Annotated in this window: 17 protein-coding genes and 3 tRNA genes; 10 read left to right on the top strand and 10 right to left on the bottom strand. The window is 72.6% G+C overall.

Translation table 11 applies throughout. The features are described 5' to 3' along the window. Positions 1–674 precede the first annotated feature (674 nt). Complete coding sequence (locus tag BM051_RS10265) at positions 675–2981, top strand: serine/threonine-protein kinase (protein ID WP_243859493.1); 2307 nt, start codon at positions 675–677, stop codon at positions 2979–2981. Here BM051_RS10265 and BM051_RS10260 read toward each other — a convergent pair. The 3 genes from BM051_RS10260 to BM051_RS10250 form a co-directional block, all read right to left on the bottom strand. Next, positions 2974–4125, bottom strand: coding sequence for a metallophosphoesterase (locus BM051_RS10260; protein ID WP_092529853.1), 1152 nt, complete (start codon positions 4123–4125; stop codon positions 2974–2976). The genes BM051_RS10265 and BM051_RS10260 overlap by 8 nt on opposite strands. A 3-nt stretch (positions 4126–4128) precedes the next feature. Continuing rightward, positions 4129–4707 (bottom strand): PaaI family thioesterase, encoded by a 579-nt coding sequence (locus tag BM051_RS10255; RefSeq protein ID WP_092529852.1) that lies wholly within the window; start codon positions 4705–4707, stop codon positions 4129–4131. Between the two features lie 62 nt (positions 4708–4769). After that, entirely contained in the window at positions 4770–5975 is a 1206-nt protein-coding gene (locus BM051_RS10250) for a L,D-transpeptidase (RefSeq protein ID WP_092529851.1), read from the bottom strand. Positions 5976–6309: 334 nt separating this feature from the next. Here BM051_RS10250 and BM051_RS10245 point away from each other — a divergent pair, with 334 nt between their 5' ends. Then, positions 6310–6513: a cold-shock protein gene (locus BM051_RS10245; protein WP_009156738.1), complete on the top strand. Its 204-nt coding sequence runs from the start codon at positions 6310–6312 to the stop codon at positions 6511–6513. Positions 6514–6684: 171 nt separating this feature from the next. Here the strand turns inward: BM051_RS10245 and BM051_RS10240 are convergent, their stop codons facing one another. Beyond that, positions 6685–7116, bottom strand: coding sequence for a hypothetical protein (locus tag BM051_RS10240; RefSeq protein ID WP_092530350.1), 432 nt, complete (start codon positions 7114–7116; stop codon positions 6685–6687). Between the two features lie 1747 nt (positions 7117–8863). Here BM051_RS10240 and BM051_RS10235 point away from each other — a divergent pair. Next, a complete protein-coding gene (locus BM051_RS10235; protein ID WP_092529850.1) occupies positions 8864–9112 on the top strand; it encodes a hypothetical protein in 249 nt (82 codons plus the stop codon). 237 nt (positions 9113–9349) lie between these two features. On the opposite strand, the gene BM051_RS10230 is transcribed toward BM051_RS10235, so the two are convergent. Beyond that, entirely contained in the window at positions 9350–10258 is a 909-nt protein-coding gene (locus BM051_RS10230) for an alpha/beta fold hydrolase (protein WP_092529849.1), read from the bottom strand. A 143-nt stretch (positions 10259–10401) separates the two neighbouring features. On the opposite strand from BM051_RS10230, the gene BM051_RS10225 reads away from it, so the two are divergent. From BM051_RS10225 to BM051_RS10210, 4 genes are all read left to right on the top strand, one after another. Next, a tRNA-Glu gene (locus tag BM051_RS10225) sits at positions 10402–10474 on the top strand. 14 nt (positions 10475–10488) lie between these two features. Next, a tRNA-Asp gene (locus BM051_RS10220) sits at positions 10489–10565 on the top strand. 28 nt (positions 10566–10593) lie between these two features. Further along, positions 10594–10667 (top strand) — tRNA-Phe (locus BM051_RS10215). A 576-nt stretch (positions 10668–11243) separates the two neighbouring features. After that, positions 11244–11942 carry a class I SAM-dependent DNA methyltransferase gene (locus BM051_RS10210; RefSeq protein WP_208325909.1) on the top strand — a complete coding sequence of 233 codons (699 nt, stop codon included), beginning with the start codon at positions 11244–11246 and terminating at the stop codon, positions 11940–11942. 9 nt (positions 11943–11951) lie between these two features. Here the strand turns inward: BM051_RS10210 and BM051_RS10205 are convergent, their stop codons facing one another. The 5 genes from BM051_RS10205 to BM051_RS10185 all read right to left on the bottom strand — a co-directional run bounded on the left by BM051_RS10205 (position 11952) and on the right by BM051_RS10185 (position 16305). Beyond that, on the bottom strand, positions 11952–13130 hold the full coding sequence (locus BM051_RS10205; RefSeq protein WP_092529847.1) for an FAD-dependent oxidoreductase: 1179 nt from the start codon (positions 13128–13130) through the stop codon (positions 11952–11954). 9 nt (positions 13131–13139) lie between these two features. Continuing rightward, positions 13140–14225 carry an MAB_1171c family putative transporter gene (locus BM051_RS10200; RefSeq protein WP_092530349.1) on the bottom strand — a complete coding sequence of 362 codons (1086 nt, stop codon included), beginning with the start codon at positions 14223–14225 and terminating at the stop codon, positions 13140–13142. A gap of 23 nt (positions 14226–14248) precedes the next feature. Then, positions 14249–14800, bottom strand: a complete 552-nt coding sequence (locus BM051_RS10195) for a hypothetical protein (protein WP_092529846.1) — start codon at positions 14798–14800, stop codon at positions 14249–14251. Positions 14801–14887: 87 nt separating this feature from the next. Further along, on the bottom strand, positions 14888–15346 hold the full coding sequence (locus BM051_RS10190) for a helix-turn-helix domain-containing protein (RefSeq protein WP_092529845.1): 459 nt from the start codon (positions 15344–15346) through the stop codon (positions 14888–14890). Positions 15347–15684: 338 nt separating this feature from the next. Then, positions 15685–16305: a hypothetical protein gene (locus BM051_RS10185; protein WP_092529844.1), complete on the bottom strand. Its 621-nt coding sequence runs from the start codon at positions 16303–16305 to the stop codon at positions 15685–15687. Between the two features lie 230 nt (positions 16306–16535). Between BM051_RS10185 and BM051_RS28975 the strand changes: the two genes are divergently transcribed. From BM051_RS28975 to BM051_RS10175, 3 genes are all read left to right on the top strand, one after another. Further along, positions 16536–16712 carry a hypothetical protein gene (locus tag BM051_RS28975; protein ID WP_166677675.1) on the top strand — a complete coding sequence of 59 codons (177 nt, stop codon included), beginning with the start codon at positions 16536–16538 and terminating at the stop codon, positions 16710–16712. Between the two features lie 200 nt (positions 16713–16912). After that, positions 16913–18148 (top strand): phospholipase D-like domain-containing protein, encoded by a 1236-nt coding sequence (locus BM051_RS10180; RefSeq protein ID WP_092529843.1) that lies wholly within the window; start codon positions 16913–16915, stop codon positions 18146–18148. Between the two features lie 230 nt (positions 18149–18378). Further along, the gene (locus BM051_RS10175) at positions 18379–21291 is read left to right on the top strand and encodes an ATP-binding protein (protein WP_092529842.1); all 2913 of its coding nucleotides are present in this window, start codon (positions 18379–18381) and stop codon (positions 21289–21291) included. Positions 21292–21402 lie beyond the last annotated feature (111 nt).

The following is a 21402-nucleotide window of genomic DNA, read 5'->3' as shown; positions in this document are numbered from 1 at the left end:
GCCGTGCGCCCCACGGCACCGCCACACGTCCCGCACCCGGCTGGGAGGAAGCAGTGACGGACGAACCACGCCGCCCCCGGCACGCCACGCCGGACGGGGAGGGCCCGTTCGAGGAGGAGACCGGCAGCGGCTGGACCCAGCCGCCCGGCGTGCTCGGCCCGGCACCCCGGCAGCAGCAGCCCCAGGTGTGGCAGCCCCCGGACGCGTCCCGGCCCGCCTCGCCACCGGCCGAGCAGGCCGGCGCCCAGCGGCCCACTCCACCGGCTGACCCGGGACCCGGCCAGCGGTCCGACGCGGGAGCGGGGCGCCCGCCCGCCGAGGCAGGGTCAGGCTCCGCGCCCCGGTCGCCCGCGCCGCCGGCGCCGCCGGCGACCGGTCAGCCGCCCGTCCACCCGGGCTCGGGCGCGACCTCCGCCCGGCCCCCGGACCAGCCGGCGCCGGACTGGTCGGTGGGGCCGGGAACCGGCCCGCGCCCAGGTGAGCCATCCGGCCAGCCCGCCCGACCGCCGGAGGCCGGTTCGGGGCAACGGCCCGCCGAGCCGAGCCCCGCGCGGCCGGCGGCCGGCGGACAGCCGCCCGACCAAGGCGGCGCCCCTTCCCGCCCCGGGGAGCAGCGTCCCGCTCGCCACCAGCCGGCACACCCGGCCGAGCCGCAGGCCACCAGCGTGCTCGCGATGCCGGCGCCGCACACCCAGACCATCACCCCGCCGCCCCCGCGCCCGGAGCCGAGCGAGGACGTGCCGCTGCCCGACCCCGGCACCGCGAGCGTGCTGCCGCGGAGCACCAGCGACGGCATGCATCCCGGCTCCGACCGCGGCACCGGCCCGGGAACCGGCACCGGTACGGGCGAGCGGACCGGCTCGGGAGCCTTCCCCGGCACGTCCCGGCGGACCTCCTCCCGCCGGTCGCGCCGCGGGCGACTCGGCGCCGGGCTGGTGGAGGTCCCACCGGTGCCCTACCGGGACCCCACGGAGGCGGTGCTCGCCAACCCGGTCGTCGCCGAGGAGAAGCGGTTCTGTGGCAACTGCGGCGCCAAGGTCGGCCGCACCCGGGACGGCAAGCCCGGCGATCCGCAGGGCGTGTGCGACAAGTGCGGCACCCCGTACTCGTTCGTGCCGAAGCTGCGCCCGCACGAGATCGTCGGCGGGCAGTACGAGGTGCTCGGCGCCCTCGCCTACGGCGGGTTGGGCTGGATCTACCTCGCCCAGGACCACAACGTCAGCGACCGCTGGGTGGTCCTCAAGGGACTGATCGACACCGGGGACGCCACGGCGCTGGCCGCCGCGATGAACGAGACGCGGTTCCTCGCCGAGGTCGAGCACCCGAACATCGTCAAGATCTACAACTTCGTCCAGCACCCCGACCCGGACACCGGGAACCTGGTCGGCTACATCGTCATGGAGTACGTCGGCGGTCGGTCGCTGCGCCAGCTCGCGCTGGAGCACCACCGCGCCACCGGACGGATCGAGCCGCTGCCGATCGGCCAGGTCATCGCCTACGGGCTGGAGATCCTGCCGGCGCTGGGGTACCTGCACGGCCAGGGCCTGCTCTACTGCGACCTCAAGCCGGACAACGTGATCCAGACCCACGAGCAGTTGAAGCTGATCGACCTCGGTGCCGTGCGCCGGATGGACGACTACGAGAGCCCGCTGTTCTTCACCACCGGCTACAGCGCCCCCGAGCTGGCCAAGCGGGGCGCCTCGGTGGCCTCCGACCTCTACACGGTGGGCCGCACGCTGGCCGTGCTGTCGTTCGAGTTCACCGGCTACACGAACACGTACAAGGCGTCGCTGCCCGGCCCGGACGAGGTGCCGCTGTTCGCGCTGTTCGGCTCCTACCACCGGTTCCTCAAGCGGGCCACCCACGCCGACCCGGACCGCCGGTTCATCTCCGCCGAGGACATGGCCGACCAGCTCACCGGCGTGCTGCGGGAGATCATGGCGCTGGGCACCGGCAAGCCCCGCCCCGGCGCGTCCACGGTGTTCGGCCCGGAGACCCGGACGTTCGGCGTGGACATGGTCGTGCCCGAGCCCGGCCAGCGGGTGCCGCTGCCCGATCCGGCCGAGGTGATCGCCGGGTTGCCCATCCCGCAGGTGGACACCACCGACGCCGCCGCCGGCGTGCTGGCCACCACGGTGGCCACCGACCCGCGCACCGCGATCGAGGCGCTGTCCGGCGCGCCGCGCGAGTCCATCGAGGTGCGGCTGCGCATCGTCCGGGCGCGCATCGAGCTCGGCGAGCTCGCCGAGGCCAACCGGCAGCTGCAGGCCGCGCAGTACCTGGCGATCAAGGCCGGCTTCCCGCACGACTGGCGGATCGACTGGTACCGCGGGCTAATCGAGCTGGCCGGCGGCCGGCCGCGGGTGGCGCGGGCCGCGTTCGACGCGGTGTACGACGAGCTGCCCGGGGAGATCGCGCCGAAGCTGGCGCTGGCGGTGAGCGCGGAGACCAACGGCGACTACTTCGCCGCGTCGCGGTTCTACGAGCTGGTGTGGCGCACCGACCACTCCTACGTCAGCGCCGCGTTCGGCCTCGCGCGGGTGTACCTGGCGCAGGGTGCCCGGGCCGGGGCGATCGAGGTGCTGGAGTCGATCCCCCCGTCGTCCACCCACCACGTGGCCGCGCAGGTGGCCGCCATCAAGATCAAGGTCAGGGTGGGCGACGACGGCAGGGAGCTGGCCGCGCTGTCCGAACGCGACCTGGTCGAGGCGTCCGAGCGGCTCGAGCGGCTGACGCTGGACCCCGAGCGGCGAGCCCGGCTGTCCGCGGAGGTGCTCGACGTCGCGCTGCACTGGGTGCGTGCCGGTGGCTCGCGGCAGCACCCCGGCGCCAGGGTGCTCGGCCGCGAGCTGGTCGAGCGGGACCTGCGGTTCGGCCTGGAGCGCCGCTATCGGGAGCTGGCCCGGCTCGCCGACGACACCGACGCCAGGATCGACCTGGTGGACCGGGCCAACGCGGTGCGGCCGCGCACGCTCACCTGAGCGGCCGCAGCTCGACCACGGTGATCTCCGGTGGGGCGCCGACCCGCACCGGAGGGCCCCAGAAGCCGGCGCCCCTGGTGACGTAGAGCTGCGTGTCGCCGTAGGAGTAGTGCCCGCCCACCACGCCCTGCTGCAGGCGCACGGCGAGGTCGAACGGCGCGAGCTGGCCGCCGTGGGTGTGCCCGGACAGCTGCAGGTCCACGCCGTGCCGCACCGCGTCCTCGACGTCCACCGGCTGGTGGGCGAGCAGCACCGCGGGCAGCTCGGGGTCGCGCCCGCGCAGGGCCGCGCCCACGTCGGCCGGGTCCTGCCACTGGTACGCGGTGGCGTCGTTGACCCCGGCCAGCACGAACCGCCCGCCGTGGTGGGTGACGACGGTGTGCGCGTTGCGCAGCGGGGTGATGCCGAGGGTCCGCACGTGCTCGACCCACTGGGCATAGCCGCTGTAGTACTCGTGGTTGCCGGTGACGAAGAACGTGCCGTGCGTGCTGCGCAGGTCCGCCAGCGGCGCCGCGGCGTCGGCCAGGTCGGCCACGCTGCCGTCCACGAGGTCGCCGACGATCGCGACCGCGTCTGGTCGCTCGGCGTTGACGATCTCCACGATCCGTCGGGTGAGGTCCCGGCCGATGATCGGGCCGAGGTGGATGTCGCTGAGCAGCGCGATCCGGAAACCGGCGACCCGGGGGTCCAGCCGGCGCAGGGCGATCGGGGCGCGGGTGACGGTCGGCGGGCCCATCGCCACGGCGGTGCCGTAGCCGACCAGCCCGGCGGCGGCCACCCCGGCGACGGCGGCCGAGCCCCGGGCGAGCAGCGTCCGGCGGCTGAGGCCGGGCCCGGTCGGCTCCGGCTCCGCGCGGACCCAGCTGCGCAGCGCGAGCCGGGGAACCTCGAGCACCAGCAGGATCAGCAGGAGGTAGAAGAACACGGCCAGCCAGAGGTAGCCGGGCCAGGCGAACCAGCGGGCGACCGCCGGGTCGGTGCGGGTGCCCAGTGCCAGCGCGGCGAACATCACCGCGACCGCCAGCACGAGCGCGACCGTCCCGACCCTCCGCGCCGGCCCTGGCCGGGTGGTGTCCAGGACCAGCCGGCGCCACAGGTAGAGGTGAAGCAGCGCGACCAGGCTGCTGAGGACGACCAGGAACATGGGCTACGGGTTGATGTCCCAGTCCTCCCGCACCGGCCGGCCCTGCTCGCGGAACTTCTCGATCGCGTCGGGGTCACCGTGGGAGGTGAAGTGTTCGAGGCCGACCATCACGAACAGCCCGCGGGCCCGCACCGCCACCGGCCCGTCCTCGGCGTCGAGCCGGCCGTCCGCGCTGGCGTAGATCTTGCGCCCGCCAACGCCGTCCACCCTGGCCTCGATGTGCAGGGTCGAGCCGACCGGCACCGGCCGGCGGAAGTCGGTCTCCAACCGCCCGGTGACGGCCGGCCGGCGCAGCAGGTTGCCGACGGTCGTGCCGAGCGCCTCGTCGAACGCGCAGGCCAGCAGCCCGCCGTGGGCGAGGCCGGGAGCGCCCTGGTGGTTCTTGGTGACGGTGAACCGGGAGCGCACGGTGAGCCCGTCCGCGACGGTCGAGCGCAGGTGCAGCCCGCCCTCCAGCTCGTCACCGCAGCCGAAGCACTCGGTGAAGTGCACCCCCAGCTCGCTGCCGGGGCCGGGGGCCTTGGGGTGCGCGGGCGCCGGCTCGGCGCCGGCCGGCGGCCACGGTTGTGCCTGTTTCGTCACCCGTTCACGCTAACCGAGGCGGTTCGTCCGAAGCGGCCGAGGTGAACAAGCGCTCACCAGGTTCAGCCGTTGAGCGCCGACATGGCGGTCCACTCCTGCCAGGAGTAGGTCCAGTCGAGGTAGTCGCCGTCCTTCGGTCCCAGCCGCTGCGAGCTGCCCTCGATCTCCACCGGGTCGCCGACCATCGCGCTGTCGAAGTACTCCTTGGCGTTCCGCGGTGCGAGGTTCAGGCAGCCGTGCGAGACGTTGCGCCTGCCCTGGTCGCCGACCGACCACGGGGCGGCGTGGGTGAACTCGCCGTTGTTGGAGATCCGCACCGCCCACTGCACCTCGAAGTCCTCGTAGCCATAGCCCGGGTTGTTCATGAAGTAGGTCGGGTGCTTGGACATCACCACGTGGACGCCGCTGCGAGTCACCCGACCGGGGTCGGAGTCCAGGCCGTAGCTCACCGGGTAGTCGGCGACCTGCTTGCCGTCCCGGATGACGACCATCCGGTGGGTCTGGGTGTTGCCCTTGACGATCTGCGACCGGCCGATGGTGAAGTCGACGGTCAGGTCGTTCTTGCCGTACACGCCGTCGGCGAGCTCCACGCCGTACAGCTTCGCCTCGACGTGGACCTCGGTGTGCGGCTGCCAGTACTCCTTGGGCCGCCAGTGCACCGAGGTGTCGTTGTGCAGCCAGGCCCACGAGCCCTCCGTGTTCGGCGTGGCGGTCACCGAGAGTGCCTTCTCCACCGCGGCCTTGTTCTTGACCGGCACCGCGTTGTTGGCGCCGTCGCGGAAGGTGATGGCGACCGGCATGGCGACGCCGTAGGTCTCGTGGTCGCCCACGTTCGCCGTGGCGCGCAGCTGCTGCCTCGGTGTGACGGTGGTGAACGAGCCGGCGATGGGGACGGTGCCGCCGTCGGCGTCGACGGCGGTGCCCGACCAGGTGTAGGTCTTGCCGTAACCGAGCGGCTCGGTGGTGGCCCAGCTGCGCTTGTCCTCGCTCAGCTGGCCCTCCACGGCCTTGCCGTCGGGGTTGGTGAGCGCGACCTGCTGGATCGTGCCGTCGGTGATCGACACCCGCGCCGGCTCGGCCGGGGCCACCCCGGTGCTGCCGTCGGCGGGCTGGGCGACCACCGCCGCGGCGGGTGGTCTGTCCGACTCGCGGTCGTTGTCGCCCGACTCGGTGCCGCCGCAGGCGGCGAGCCCGAGCACGGCGACCAGTGCCAGTGCGAGCAGGGCGACGGGTCCTGCCCGCCGGCCCGCGATGTCCTTGTGTGTCACGGTGAACCCCGAATGCCTCTTCTCCCCAGTTCCGTCCAGTTGACGCCCGACCGGGTGACGGCGTTGGCCACCGTGCGGGTGACTCAGGTCACACTGAGTGGGCGGCTTCTTCTCGTTGGTCCAACCGGTTGGATGGAGGGGTCAGATTCGGGGGTTTCCCGGTAGGCTGCCGTCAGGCCGTCGTTTTGCGTGTTCGTGGCTTCACACTCGCGGAACTTCTGACGCGGGCCGGAGCCGAAAGCGTGCTCTTTGCTCGACTCGTTGGAACCGCCCGGGACGGCCCGGCCGGCGCTTCGGCGGCGGCCATGCGGATCTGTAACGAGGAGTAAAGACGGTGGCGCAAGGCACTGTGAAGTGGTTCAACGCCGAGAAGGGCTTCGGCTTCATCGCCCAGGACGGTGGCGAGGGCGACGTGTTCGTGCACTACTCCGAGATCGAGGGCCGCGGCTTCCGCACCCTCGAGGAGAACCAGCGCGTCGAGTTCGAGGTCGGCCAGGGCCAGAAGGGCCCGCAGGCGCAGAAGGTTCGCGCGCTGTAGCCGCTACCGACTGCTGACGTCAGGCCCCCGGTGCCCGCACCGGGGGCCTTTCGGCGTTCTGGTGCCCCGCTGGTACCGGCGGCCGGGTTGTCGTTCGGCGCCCCACGCGCGTCGGTCTCGGGGCCGGGTGGGTGTGGCGGGCCGGCGGTGCGAGGGTCGGTGCGCGGACGGTCAGTGCCCGTTGCCAACCGGCTGGGGCCAGCGCTGGTCGAAGAAGTGCTCCTCGGTGCGCGGCTCGTCGTCGCGCTGCCGACGCCGCGCGGTGTGCCGCTGCTGGGCGGATGCCTGGGCCTCCCAGGAGAGGCGCTCGAGGATCCATTCCTGGGCGAGCGCCTGCGGGGAGGTGTCGCGCTCGCGGGCGATCTCCTTGAGCTGCTCGCTGGCGATGAGGTTGAGCCGGAGCTGGTAGACCTGCGCGTCGCCGAAGCGGCGGCCGCTGCCGGTGCTCTCCGGGTCGGAGTCGGGGGCGAGCGCGGCGAGGTAGCTGGTGAGCTCGTGGTCGTCGACCGTGGGCTCGATGTCCTTGGCGTCGCGGTGGCGGCCCTGGCCCGCGCTCTTGGCGGAGGACCGGCTGCTGCGTCGACTCAGGGAGGGAAGAGGCACAGGCATACGATAACGGTTCGGTTTCGACGAGCCAGCGCATGTGACCCGACCCACACGGCGTGTCGCGATCCCGGTGCCTCCATTACTCCACCCGGAGGGCAACCAACTCCCCTGAGCACACCACGACTTCGCGGACAGTGACGAACCCGTCCCGGCTCACGGCCCGCCCACCCCTGGGGCCCGCGGCTGATCCAGCGTATCGCCGGTGGGGGTGTTGGGACGGGCTGCGCGAAATCTGTGGATCACTACCGGTGGATGGGGACAACTTCCCGGGCTCGGGGCGCCACGTGTCGCCGCGCTCGGAGGCAACACGTGGGCGGCGGGGCTTCGGGGCACGCGCGCCCGGTCCGGGAGTCCGCCGCCCAGCGCCGCGAGCCGGGCACGCGAACCCCGTCCGGGAGTTTGCCGTCGCAGTGCCGCGAGCTGGGTACGCGGGCCGCATCCGGGAGTCCGCCACCGCAGTGCCCCGGAGCCGGCCACTGGTCCCACCCGAAAGCCCGTCGCTGCCTCGGCCCGCGCCAGGTTGCCCGCGCTGTCGGGTGTGCGGTCCCACCCCGTCCCAGGTGTGTGGTCCCCCACGTCCCAGGTGGGTCCCCACCCCGAAGCCCGATTGGGTTGACGGTCGGGGGCGTCGTGTCAAGGCGGGAAAGAGTGCCTTGACACGCCACCCCCGACCGCAAGGCGGCTTCGGATCGGGGTGGGGAGGGGGAATGGCTGGAGCTTGCAACCCGTGGGGTGGGGCGTGCCCCGACCCGGGTGCGATGGTGCCCCGCGCCCGATTGGGCGTGTCCCGACCTGGCGCGTAAACGGCTGCAGCCACCCCTGAGCGAGCCGAAGGCGACCTTGCGCACCACATCCGCACCCATGCCCACCTCGGCCCCGCAGCCAGCGCCCACGCTGGCGAGCGCGGCCCTTCCCGACCCGAACGAACTCGCCAACCCGAACACGAACCTCGCGCTCCCGAACGAAGATCTGGCCGACCCGAACGTAGGACTCACACCCAGCCGCCCACCGCTCCCGCCGCGCACCACCAGCGAGCGAGCGCAGCGAGCGAAGCGACCAAGAAGACACCAAGCCCAAGCACCCACACCCCGCAGCCAACCCACCCAGCGAGCCCAGCGAGCCCCCCCAACCCCACGCGTGGCCCCAGCAAGCGAGCGCAGCGAGCGAAGCGCCCGAGAAGTCCCAAAGCCAACCCCCGCACACCCCGCAGCCAACGCAGCCGGCCCGCCCACCACCCCCACGGGCGGAACCAGCGAGCGAGCGCAGCGAGCGAAGCGACCAAGCACATCGCTGGTTCACGACCAACGTCACCAGCGCTCGCCCAAGGCGAGGAGCTCGCACCGTGGGGGGTGTGGGGGGCTCGGCCCCCCACATCGAGACACGAGGGTGCGAAGACGCCAAAGGCGTCGAGCACCAATGGAGAGGCCCCCGCGCCAGGGGGAGGAACGCGGGGGCCGGAGGGGATCTCCACAGGCGCTGACCGGGGGTGTGTCAGCACGTTGATTGTTACACGAGACGGGCGGATTAAGCGAGTGGGCGGCCGGAAAAAACCTCGTGAGCTGTCATCTCATCGTTGCCGGAGGTTAATCCGGCGTTCGTGCCCCCGGTGGGGCGTCCACGCCCGGATGGCGGCACGAGTGCACGTTGAGTATTGGGAGGTTCACTCTGCGGGGGGCTGTGGGTGGCTCGGCCCGCTCGCTAGCCTCGCGGCCAACGTGATCCCCGGAAGCCGTGTGGAGGAGTCATGAGCGGTTCTCTCGAAGTTCGACAGTTCCTCCTGCGGTACGAGGCCGAGGGGCCCGGCGGGTACGCGGGCGGGGTGCCGGCGCAGCGGTCGGGTGCCGCGGACGCCTCACGGATCTCGGACGACCAGGTGCGTCGGGCTCGGTTGGCGGTGGCGCGGGGCGCCACGGGTGTCGAGGACTGCTCGACGCTGCTGGACATGCTGGGCCTGGTGCCGGACGAGGACGGCGACTGCCCGGTGCAGCGCTGACGTCCGCCGCCGAAGCCCCTCGGGCACCGCTGCGCGAGAAGGGTGGAGCCCGCGCGGTCGGGGAGCGCTCAATGCCACCAGCGGGTCTCGGTGGCATCGGGCGGGACCGTCGGGAGGTCTCGGGGCTGGCGCACGCGGGCGGTTCCCGTGCAGGGCACTGCCCAGGTGCGCACCCCTGGTTGTGCACCTGGGCAGTACGGGAAAAGGTAGCTTGCCATTCTGCTGGCAGACAATCGATTACCAGCTGGGTTCTCGCTCGGTGAACGTGTCCTCTTTGGTGGTCCGGAGGAAGGCGCGGAGCGCGGCGGCCAGCTCGTCGGGAGCCTCCTCGGCCATGTGGTGCCCGCTGTCGATGGTCCCGGTGCGGACGTCGTCGGCCCACTCGCGCCAGATGGCGCCGATGTCGTCGTACAGGTCGCCGAGGTCGTCGCGCAGTGACCACAGGGCGAGCAGGGGGCAGTGGAGGCGGCGGCCGGTGGCCTTGTCGGCGTCGTCGTGGGCGCGGTCGACTCCGAGGCCGGCGCGGTAGTCCTCGAGCATCGCGCGCACGGTCGCGGGGTCGTGGATGGCGCGGTGGAAGTCGGCGAAGTTCTCGGCACCGAGCCGTTCCGGGCTGTTCTTGGTGGCGACGTCGTACCAGGCGTCCGGGTCGGCGTTGATGACCCGCTCGGGCCGGTCGGGTTGGGCGAAGAAGAACCAGTGGTACCAGGCCCGGGCGAAGCGGGCGTCGCAGTGGGCGAGGGCCTCGCCGATCGGCACGCTGTCCAGCACGGCGAGCGCGCGGACGGCGTCGGGGTGGTCCATGGCGAGCCGGAAGGCCACGTAGCTGCCGCGGTCGTGACCGGCGACGGCGAACCGGTCGTGGCCGAGGGCACGCATGAGGGCAAGGCAGTCGCCGGCCATGGCGCGCTTGCCGTACGGCGCGTGGTCGGACGTGGTGGGCGGCTTGGTCGACTTGCCGTAGCCGCGCAGGTCGGGGCAGACGACGGTGTGGTCGCGGGCGAGCAGCGGCGCGACCCGGTGCCAGGTGGTGTGCGTGCGCGGGTGGCCGTGCAGCAGCAGGACGGCGGGGCCGTGCCCGCCGTGGCGGACCCGCAGGGTCACCTCGCCGACGTTGATGTGGGTGAGAGTGAAGCCGTCGAACATGTCGAGGTGTCTGCCCTGGTGGGAGGGGATCCAAACAGGTGAGGGGTACCCGTTTTGAAGTGCCCGCGGGGCGTGCCCTATGCTTGTGTTCGCTCCCAGGGGGACCTGGAGGGCGCGGTCGACCGGCATGCCGATCCGACTGGGCTCCCATCGTCTAGCGGCCTAGGACTCCGCCCTTTCAAGGCGGCAACGCGGGTTCGAATCCCGTTGGGAGTGCGCGGTACAAGCAAGGCCCTGTGGCGCAGTTGGTTAGCGCGTCGCCCTGTCACGGCGAAGGTCGCGGGTTCGAGTCCCGTCAGGGTCGCCAGAGCGTTCGGCTCCTTGCCGGCGTTTCCGGCCAGGTAGCTCAGTTGGTACGAGCGTCCGCCTGAAAAGCGGAAGGTCGCCGGTTCGACCCCGGCCCTGGCCACTCTCTCAGAGCTTCCGTAGAAGGCCCGAGTCGACACGGCTCGGGCCTTTCTCGTGCCTTGGCCGGTCGTCGGGCTCGGTTGGCCTTCCCCTCGCGGCTCTGTCGTGGTTCACGACTCGCTGCTGAGCGTTCGGACGATCTCCACCGCGACGAACCGACGAGTGCGGCCAAGCGTTTCCACCTCGGTCAGGATGCCGGCGTCGACCAGCTTCTCGGCGTTTCGTCCTGGCGTTCCCTCGGCTGAACCTCGAACAGGACGAGCCCGCCGATCACAGACAGTCATGTAGTGAATTCGACATGTGTCACTCGGGAAGCGGTGTGCGGCACCGAATGCCGTACCTACCGTGGGAAGGCGGTATGCCCGCGAATGAAGGAGATGGTGGTTCCGATGGCCGGTTGCGGTTGTTGCGCGTCCTGCAGTGGCCCCGGGTGCGGCTGCTGCGGAGGTTGCAAGTAACGCCCACTCCTCCCCGGCCGGCGACCACACCTGGTCGCGGACCCAGCCCACCGCCGGCCGGAGGGGGCCGGGCGGGTAAACCGGTTGGCCGTCCCCGTCGGCGTTCCCATACTGGCCGGGTGCAGTTCGATCACTTCGACGCCCGCGGCTACCCGACCGTCGACGTCCGCACCGGTTACGGCGAGTGGGTCGCCACCTACGAGCGGACCGTCGAGGACACGATGGACATCGCGCTCCTCGAGCGGCTCGCCGAGCCGGCCTGGGCCGACGCCACCCACGCCGTGGACCTCGGCTGCGGCACCGGTCGCACCGGCGCCTGGCTGCGGGGCAAGGGCGTGCCCGCCATCGACGGCGTCGACCTCACCCCGGAGATGCTCGCCGCCGCCCGTGGCCGTGGCGCGCACGACCGCCTCGTCGAGGCCGACGTCACCGCCACCGGCCTGCCCGCCAGCCGCTACGACCTGCTGGTCGCCTCGCTGATCGACGAGCACCTCCCCGACCTGCGCCCGCTCTACCGCGAGGCATGGCGAATCGCCGCGCCCAAGGCGGTCCTCGCCCTGGTCGCGTTCCACCCGCAGTTCATCATGGTCGCCGGCATGCCCACCCACTACACCAACGCCGCCGGCGAGCCGATCGCGATCGCCACCCACGTCCACCTGGTCAGTGACCACGTCACCGCCGCGCTCGCGGCCGGCTGGCGGCTGGCCGAGCTGCGCGAGGGCGTCGTCGACGACGCGTGGCTCGCGGTGAAGCCCAAGTGGGCCCGGTTCCGTCACCACCCCGTCTCGGCCGCCTACGTCTGGCGGAAGGAGACCTGAGAAGGAGACCTAGGAGACCGGCTCGGACCACTCGATGTGGTGCCGGGTCAACCACGCGGCGCTGTCCGACCCGCCCCTGGCCAGCATCCGCGGCATCAGCGCGTCCCGCACCAACCGCTTCACCAGCCCCGGCATCTTGTTGTCGCCCATCCTGGCGCTGGCCGCCACCAGCCGCTCCACCCGCTCCCGGCGCAGCCGCTCGTAGGCTCGGAACGCGCTCGGCACGTCGGGCAGGTCGCGCAGGCACTGCGCCAGCACCACGCCGTCCTCGGCGGCCATCGACGCACCCTGCCCGGCGTTCGGCGACGCGGCGTGCGCGGCGTCCCCCACCACGAGCATTCCGTCCCGATGCCACGCCGGCACGGACGGCAGGTCGTAGGCGTTGCTGCCGATCACGTCCTCGCCGCTGGACCGGATGATCTCCGCCGCCGGCGTCCGGTCGCGGGTGAACAACCCGGCCGCGAACTCCCGCCACTGCGCGGCGGTGGTGCTCGCCCTGTCGCGCTCCGGTCCCGGCGTGTTGGCGAACCACCAGGTCTCCCCGTCGGGGTCGGTGGTGTAGCCGAAGAACGCCCGCTTGCCGTAGATCATCCGGTAGGTGTTCGGCTCGGCGGTGTGCGTGGTGTCGCGGGTGTAGCCGTACACCGAGTGCAGCCCGGTGTACCGGGGCCGCGGCGCCGCCGGGTCGACGAGTGCCCGCGTGGCCGAGTGGATACCGTCCGCGCCGACCAGCAGGTCGCCCTCGGCCGTGCCGCCGTCGGCGAACGTCGCCACCACCCCACCGCCGGGCGTGCTCCCCGCGTCGACCAGCCGCCGGCCGTGCTCGATCGGGATCCCGCGCCGGCGCAGCTCGTCGTGCAGCACCCGGTAGAGCGTGGCCCGCTTCAACGTCCTCGGTCCGATTCGGCCGGACTCCTCGCCGGTCAGCGGCATCTCACCGAGCCGCTTGCCGCTGCCGCTGAGGAACTCCACCCTGCGGGCCCGGAACGAGTGCTCCAGCACGAGCTCGTGCAGGTCCACCGCGCGCAGCGCGTCGAGCCCGTTGCTCATGATCGTCAGGAACGCGCCGACGTCGTCGGCCCCGGTCGGGTACGCCTCGTACACCGTGGCGGAAAGGCCGGCCTTCCGCAGCGCCATCGCGGTCACCGGTCCCGCGATGCCCCCGCCGATGATCAGTGCGTGCGTCATGGTCCCCGATCACGCCGTCCGTAGCGCCCGGGACAGCGCGGCCAGCTCTCGGACGTCGTCCTCCAGCGCGTCACTCATCGGCACCGCCAGTGCGACGGCCCGCGGCCGCACCGCCCGCCCCTCGGCCCGCGAGCGCAGCGCCGCCCGCAGCCGATGGGCCAGCTCCACCGGATCGGTGGCTGGCTCGTCGCCGGGCAGGTACGGGCTGAGCCGCACCAGCCCGTCCCGGCACTCGATGACCCGCCGGTAGTAGCGCCGGTTCATCGCGAACGGGTTGAGCGCGTCCCGCCACGCCGGGCCGGGCACCCGGTGCAGCGCGTCCTCCGGGAAGGCCGCGTTCAGCTCCCGCCACAGCGGCGCCAGCCGGTGGTACATGCGCAGATGCTGCAGCCACACCCGCGCCGCGGCGAGCCGGGTGGCCACGCCGGGATAGCTGACGCCCACGATGAACAGCAGGATCCCCGGCAGCAACGTGAACGTCACCGCGGGGAACAGCGCCGCCGGCACGGTCGCTCCGGCCCAGGTGGCGCCGTTGACCACCAGCAGCACCGCCGTGCCGAGCACCATCAGCACCATGCCGGCCGAGGCCAGCAGCAGGCCGCGGGCCAGCCGCGGCTGCGCCCCGCGGGCGTACCTCCGCGCCCCGACGAACGCGCTGGCCAGCCCGAAGCCGAGGTAGGCGTTGGCGGCGAGGTAGAACACCGCGACGTTGCCGGCCGGGTACTCCTCCGGTGGCAGGTCGAGCGGGACGGTCAGCGCGGCGGCCGTCATCACCACCAGCGCGGCCACCACCACGGCTCCCTGCCGCCGGGCGGCGGACACCGCCCGCGGGCTGGTCCCCTCGGCGAACAGGAAGAAGCAGACCAGCATGTAGACCACCAGCGCCAGCAGCGCGTACTGGGCATAGGTGAGCGGCATCGGCCCGGTGTCCGGCTGCACGACGTTGCCGGCCGCGATGCCGAACGGGAACGCGGCGGCCGCGCAGGCCAGGCACAGGGTCACCATTCGCAGCGGCACGTCCCGCGGCGCCCGAACCAGCTGGTAGAGCTTCCACAACAGGGCGGCGTAGAGCAGCGCGCCCTGCGCGGCGGTCATGACGACCGCGGGAGTGGTGGAGCTCACAGCCAGCCCAGCCGATCGCCGAGCGCCGTCTCCATGCGCTGCGCCGCGGCCTCGGCCGACGTCTCCGGCGCCACCCGGTCGAGCACCGACGCCCACTCCAGGATGATCGTCGCGACGGTCTCCGCCTCGCGTTCCTGGTCGGTGTCGTAGGAGGTGCGGCGCAGCGCGCGGCGCACGGCGTCGGTGTCCAGGTCCGGGTACCTCTCGCGGAGCGTGGCCGGCTTCACGTCCGGGTAGAGCTCGCTCATCAGCGCGTCGTCGTCCTGGTCACTGCGGTGGCCGGCGATGATGTGACCGAGCTCGTGCAGGATGATGTGGCACTGGTGGGACCTACTGGTCTCCTGCTGGTAGAGGATGTAGTCCACGGTCTTCGTCGCGATCCACACTCCGAACGGCCCCGGTACCGGAATCGGGTGCGCCATCAGCCGGATCGGCCGACCGCGCTGCTCGCCGACCTTCCGGCACAGCTCGACCACGTCGAGCGGTGGACGTATGTCCAGCTCGTTCAGCAACCGCCGGCACCGGCGGCGCAACTCCCGCTCTCGCACCGGTCACCACTCCCAGCGCCCGCTCCGGACAAACCGCACCGACTACGGTAGCCGGTGTCCGCGCCGTGCGGACCACCGGAGCGGGTGCTAGTCCTCGGTGTCGGACCTGCCGGCCTGCTCCTCCCGGTACACGACGTCGAGCAGCTCCATCACCAGGCGCCGCCGGCTCGGCGACAGCTCGCCGGCCCGCATGGCCATGAGCTGCGCCTCGCTGCTGGCCGCGATCTCGTTGAGCCGTCGCTGCTCCGACTTCAGCGCCTGGAGCTGCTGGTCGACGCGGTCGGTGACCTCGTCGTCGAAGAAGTAGCTCACCGGGACGCCGAAGAACGCGGCCAGCGCCTGCAGGTGCTTGAACGTCGGGTTGTCCTTCTTGCCCTTGCGGAGCTGCCAGATGTAGCTCTGCGAGATCTTCACGTCGCCCTGGGCGGAGATGGCGTTGGCGACCTGCTCGTTGCTGTACTCCTGCCCGTCACGCGGTGTCTTGTAGACGAACAGGTGATTGAGTTTGTCGGCCAGTGCGCGGCCCTGTCTTCCCTGCTCAACCATCGCGACCTCCCCATAGATCGTCGGCGAGCTTCCACTCAGGGAAACGGCCGCACGGGCGATGCGTTCTTTGCCAGTTGAAACCTACGTGACTCCAGTCTAGGCTCCAAACATGGCTGGCTCCACTCGTGTGAAGCGGATGGGCGCTTCGTAGATCCACTTCGGTGGAAGTCACCTCCCCCGGTCCTGGGGGTCCGGGGGAGGTGACGCCGCGCGGGCGGAGCCGACCGCGCTCGCCCGGTGCGGCGTGCCGGCCGCACCCCGGCCGGCGAACCACGGCGTGCCGGTGGCCCGGGCATCCGGGCCACCCGCGTCGCGGTTCACCTCGGCGGCGACCGTCCTCACCGGCCGCGGCGCCGGGTGGTGGCGCTCCGCCGCAGCTGGTCGACCTCGTCGCTCAGGCTGTCGATCCGCTCGGCGAGCTCGGGGTGGCTCTCGGCCAGGTGCCGGCGGGCCTCCGCGAGGGGCGGCAGCAGCGCGGTCGCGTCGTCCGCGGCGAGCGCCCGGTGCACTGCCCTGGTCGAGCGTTGGCCGGCGGGGGAGAGTCCGCGCACCGCACCCACCTCGCCGGCGAGTCCACGCAACGTCGCCGAGTTGTCCCTGGCCCACTGGCCGACGGCGCGGTCGCCGGCCCGCTGGTCCCGGACCGCGCGTACCCGCTGCTCGCCGGTCGCGCCGCCCTTCTCGGACGGCCGTAGCCGCAGGTACCGGCGCTCCGCGGCCTGCCGGCTGGCCACGCCGAGCGCCGGAGCGAGCTCCGCCCAGCTCGCGCCCAGCTCCCGAGCCCGGCCGATCAGCTCCGGCTCCCAGCCGCTCAGCTCCGAACGGAGCTGGTGCAGCAGGGTCAGCGCCGTGACCACCTCGGGTACGTCGAGCTCGCCGAGGTCCCGCCGGACCACCTCGCGCACCCGGTCCAGCGCCTCGCCGACGTCGCCGTACACCTGATCCTCCACCGAGCCCATGACGTCATCATCGGGACGACATTCGTTGTTGTCAACGTCCTGACGACGCGTTATAACGGTTGGGGAGGCCAACCGGCACCCGCCCGGGCGGTGCCCGGCGAACCACCGCCGTCGGCACCGGATCACCCGCGGCCAGCAGGACCGGCCACGTGACGACCGCCCGGCATCGACCGAGCTCGGGTGGGAGCGACGCGCGGCCGGGAGGAGGAGACGGCGAAGGGAGTTCGTGGATGGCAACCCGTACCGACACGTCCACCCGAAACGACACCGGCGAGGCCGTGGGCCTGGGCTGGCGGTGGTGCCCGGACTGCGGCGGCACCGGGCTCATGGTCGCGGCGTACGGCGAGCGGAGCGCCCAGGACTGCCTGCTCTGCCGCGGCGTCGGCTGGCTGGCCGGCGGGCGCTGAGCTCTACTGGGCCGAGCCGGGCCGCACTGACCCACGCTGACCGCGCTGACCGAACTGATCCGCACGGACCCGCAAGAACGCGACTCGGCGCTGAAGGGTTTCGTTGGCGATTCGTTGGCCGCCGGGATCGGTCTGGTCCCGGCGCTGTGCGGCGTGGTTGGCTCCTGGTCGTCCCTGCCCGCGGAAGTCCGGGGAGCACGATGACCAGGATTCGCACGGCCCGCGGCCTCGTGCTCGGGGTCACCACGCTGCTCGCCGCCGGCAGCCTGCTCGCTCCCGCCGCCGAGCCCACCGAGGCCGCAGCGGCGGCCACGATGGAGACCGTCTTCAACGAGCCGTCGGACCGGGGCGACCGGGACCACCGGATCGAGTCCAGGCTGATCCGGCTGATCGACGGCACGCCGGCGGGCGCGCAGATCGACTTCTCGGTCTACTCGTGGACCCGCAACCCGGTCGCCGAGGCCTTGAAACGCGCGCGGGAGCGCGGCGTGCGGGTGCGCATCGCCATCGACGGCGGCGCCGACGACAACCCGGCCAACGAGCCCACCAAGATCCTCAAAGCGGCCGGGTTCACCAGGCTCGTCTTCTGCGGGCCGGGCGGGGACAACACGGCGTGCATCGCCAACCGTGGGACACCGCACTCCATCAACCACAACAAGCTCTGGATGTTCTCGAAGACCGGGAACCTCACCGACGTGGTGGTGGTGTCGTCGCACAACCTGACGAACTCGCAGGGCAACCTGTTCAACCACGCGGTGATCATGTCCGGCGACGCCGGCCTGTACGGCTACTACCGGCAGCACATGGACCGGATGCTGGCGCAGCGCAAGGACAACGGCTACTTCTCGAACGGCGGCTACCACAAGTCGACGGCCAGCCTGGTCACCACCTACATGTCGCCGCGTGCTGACTCCCGCGGCGGCCGGTCCGAGGAGCACCGCACCGACACCTACGCACAGATCCTGTCCTACGTGAAACGGGCCGAGCCCGGCTGCGCGTTGGACATCGCGCAGGCGCACATCAGCGACGCCCGCACCCCGGTGGTGGACGAGATCGTCCGGATCGCCCGGCTCGGCTGCAAGGTGCGGATCGTCTACGACGCGATCGGCGCGGACGCGCTGGGCAAGCTCCGCGGCAGGGCCAACATCTCGCTCAAGCGGTACCTGGACAACGACGCCGACAACATCGACGGCCGCAAGGTGAGCATCCATTCGAAGTACATGATCTACCGGGGGCACTACAACGAGACGGCCAATCGGTCGATCGTGTTCAGCGGATCGCACAACCTGTCCGGCGCCGCGCTGCGCAGCAACGACGAGATCCTCACCAAGATCGAGAACCCGGTGGTGGGCCGTGGCTTCGCGGACAACTTCGCCACGATCTGGAGCAGGGCGAAGTGCTCCAACCCCAAGCCGGGAGAGGGATCCTGCCCCTGACCGGACCTCCCATGTGGGGGGCAACCCGCTCCCGCGCCCGGCTCAGCCACCTCCGGCCGAAAAGGTGAACATTCTTTCCTTTTCGGTCCGCACTGACGGGATTCGCTTGATTTCCCATCGAGCACGGCCGATGCTGACTGCCACTGGGGGAACGTCACCGTTCCCGCACCTGATTGGTGAGTCTTCAACTACTCGCGGCGGTGCATGTGCGGTACAGCATTCTCGGGTCCATGCTCGTGGACGGGTCGCCGATCGGCCCCCGCCAGGTCCGCACCGTGCTCGCGGTGCTGCTTAGCAAGGCCAACCAGCCGGTGACCACGGAGACACTGGCCGGTGAGCTGTGGTCCGGCCGGGTTCCGGAGTCCGCGGGGGCCGTCCTGCAGGGCAGGGTGTCGACGCTGCGCAAGCTGTGCTGCCCCGGTGTGCCGGCCCGCTCTCCCGAGCAGGTGATCCGAACCCGGCAGGGCTGCTACACGCTGGTGCTCGGCGACGACGAGCTCGATGCCACCGAGTTCCTCCGGCGCACCGAGGCGGGCCAGCGCGCGGCAGCCAGGGGCGACCTCGCCGAGGCGAGCCGGCAGCTTCGCGCCGGCCTGGCCCTGTGGCGCGGTTCCGCGCTGCAGGACACCGGGCGCGGGCCGCTGCTGTCCGGGTACGCCGGACTGCTCGAGCAACGCCGGCTCGCCGCGCTGGAGCAACGGTTCGAGGTCGACATCGCGCTCGGTGAGGTGACCGAGGCGATCAGTGGGCTCACCGAGCGGCTCACCGCCGACCCCACGCAGGAGAACTTCGCCGCGCTGCTGATCGAGGCGCTGGTCACCGCCGGCCGCGGAGTGGCCGCCAGGGAGGTGTTCGACCGTACGGCGGCCGCACTAGAGGCTGCCGGGGTGCCGATGAACGCCCGGCTCCGGCAGGCCGGCGCCCGGCTGCGGGCGGACGCGTCGCCGCTCACGGCGCGCCCCGCGGTGGTGCCCGCCAGCCCGGCGCAGGTGCCCGCCCAGCTGGCCGACTTCACCGGCCGCGGCGAGCTGCTCGAACGGATCCGTGGTGCGCTCACCGGGCGCGGCCCGCGGCTGGTGGCGCTGAGCGGGCCGGGCGGCATCGGCAAGAGCACCCTCGCGGTGCGCACCGCGCACCTGCTCCGCCGCGAGTTCTGCGACGGCCAGCTGGTCGCCGACCTCACCAGCGAGCCCGGCCAGCCGGCCGAGGTGCTGCGCCGGTTCCTGCTCTCCATCGGCGTCGCCGAGGACGCCGTCCCGCACGGCTTCGTCGAGCGGCAGCAGCTGTGGCGCAGCCGCACCGCGGACGCCCGCGTGCTCGTGCTGCTCGACGACGCGCGGGACGAGGCGCAGGTGCGCGCGTTGCTGCCGGCCGGCGCGGACTGCGGCGTGCTGGTCACCTCGCGGCGGCGGATGCTCGGGCTGGCCGGGGTGAAGACGATCCAGGTGGGCGGGTTCGCCGAGGACGAGTCGTGGCAGTTGCTGGCCGGAATCGTCGGCACGGACAGGGTGGCGGCCGAGCCGGAGGCGGCGCGCCGGCTGCTCGAGCTGTGCGCCGGGCTGCCGCTGGCGGTGCGGATCGTCGGGGCGAAGCTGGCGGCGCGGCCGCACGAGACGCTCGAGGAGCTCGGCGCGCGGATCCGGGCCGGCCGCTCCCGGCTGGCCGAGATGCGGGCCGGCGACCTCGACGTGCGGGCGACCATCGAGGTCAGCTACGCCGAGTGCGCCGTGCCCACCCGGCGGGCGCTGCGGCTGCTGGGCGAGGTGCGGTTGCCCGCGATCTCCCGGCCGGCGGTGGCCCGCCTGCTGGGGGTGCCGACCGAGGTCGGCGCCGAGGTGGCCGAGTCGCTGGTCGAGGCACAGATGTCGCAGGTCACCGGCCGGGACGGGTTCGGGACTGTGCGGTACCAGCTGCACGACCTGATCGCCGAGTTCGCCAGGGAGAAGGCGGAGTCCGACGGTTCGGTCGCCGAGCTGGAGGCGGGGCTGGCCGGACTGCTCGACCACTACCTGGAGGCGATGCGCACCGGGCGGGCGGCCCGGGAGCCGGCGCCGTGGTGCCAGGTCGAGGCGGACAACGTGCTCGCCGTGGTGCAGGCTGCGGTGCGCCGGCGGTGGTGGTCGCGGGCGTGGCAGGTGGCCGAGACGTTCGCCGAGCGCGCGACGGTGTGCCCCGGCCTCGCCGCGGCGCGCTACGTCACCGTGCTCGCCGTGTGGGCGGCGCGGCGCGGTGGCGACCTGCGGGCGGAGGCGGTGAGCATGCGCCGGCTGGGCGAGCTGCACTGGCAGCAGCTGAAGGTGTCCAGCGCGGTGCGGTACCTGACCGCGGCGGCCGAGCGGTTCCGCCGGCTCGACGACCGGGTGGAGTTGGCCAGGACCCTGGTGGTGGAGTCGGACGTGCTGGTGGAGACCGGGCAGGTGCGGCGGGCCAGGGAGCTGCTGCAGCGGGCCATCGAGGTCGCCGCCGGCGCGGGCGACGACCGGGTGCACGCCACGGCGTTGGACGAGCTGGCCGGGGTGCTCGCGGACGCGGGCGAGTTCGCCTCGGCCGACCGGTGCTTCGCGGAGGCGCTGCGGTTGTCGCGGGGCGCCGGCGACGAGCGCACGGTGATCGCGGTGTTGAAGCGGCGGGCGGACGTGCTGCGCCGGGCGGGGCGCTACGACCGGGCGGCGGCGTTGCTGGAGGAGGCGCTGGCCGGGGCGCGGCGGACCGGCGACCGGCACTGGGAGGCGCACGCGTTGCGCAGCCTGGGTGAGGTGCAGCGGTACACCGGCGACACGGCGGCGGCGCGGGCGAGCCTGACCCGGTCGCTGGAGCTGTTCACCGAGCACGGGCACGCGCACGCGGCGGCGTTCACCCTGCGCTGCCTGGCGGACCTGGACGCGCAGGTGCACGACTACGACACGGCGGCCGAGTCCCTGGAGCGTTGCCGGCAGGTGTTCGAGACCCTCGGGGACCGCAGGGGGCAGGCGTACACGCTGCGCAGCCTCGGGGCGCTGTGCGTGCGCACCGGCCGCTGGGACGAGGCGGAGCGGGCGCTGTGCTCGGCGAAGGACATTTTCGACCGGCTCTCGATGAAGTGGTTCAGCCAGGACGTGGCCCGCGCCCTGGTGCAGACCCGCACCTGGTCCAGCGCCAGCTGAGGCGTATACGCAGGCACCGGGCGCCGTGTGTGCGCACCGACCGCGGGAACGTGTCCGCGCCGACCACGAGCGCGGCCGGCCAGGAGCGTGGCCGGCCACTGGTGCTGCCGG

It is taken from the genome of Amycolatopsis arida, assembly GCF_900115565.1.
GTDB lineage: Bacteria > Actinomycetota > Actinomycetes > Mycobacteriales > Pseudonocardiaceae > Yuhushiella > Yuhushiella arida.
Note: the sequence above shows the minus strand (reverse complement) of the source record. Positions and strands in the feature narration are given on the sequence as shown.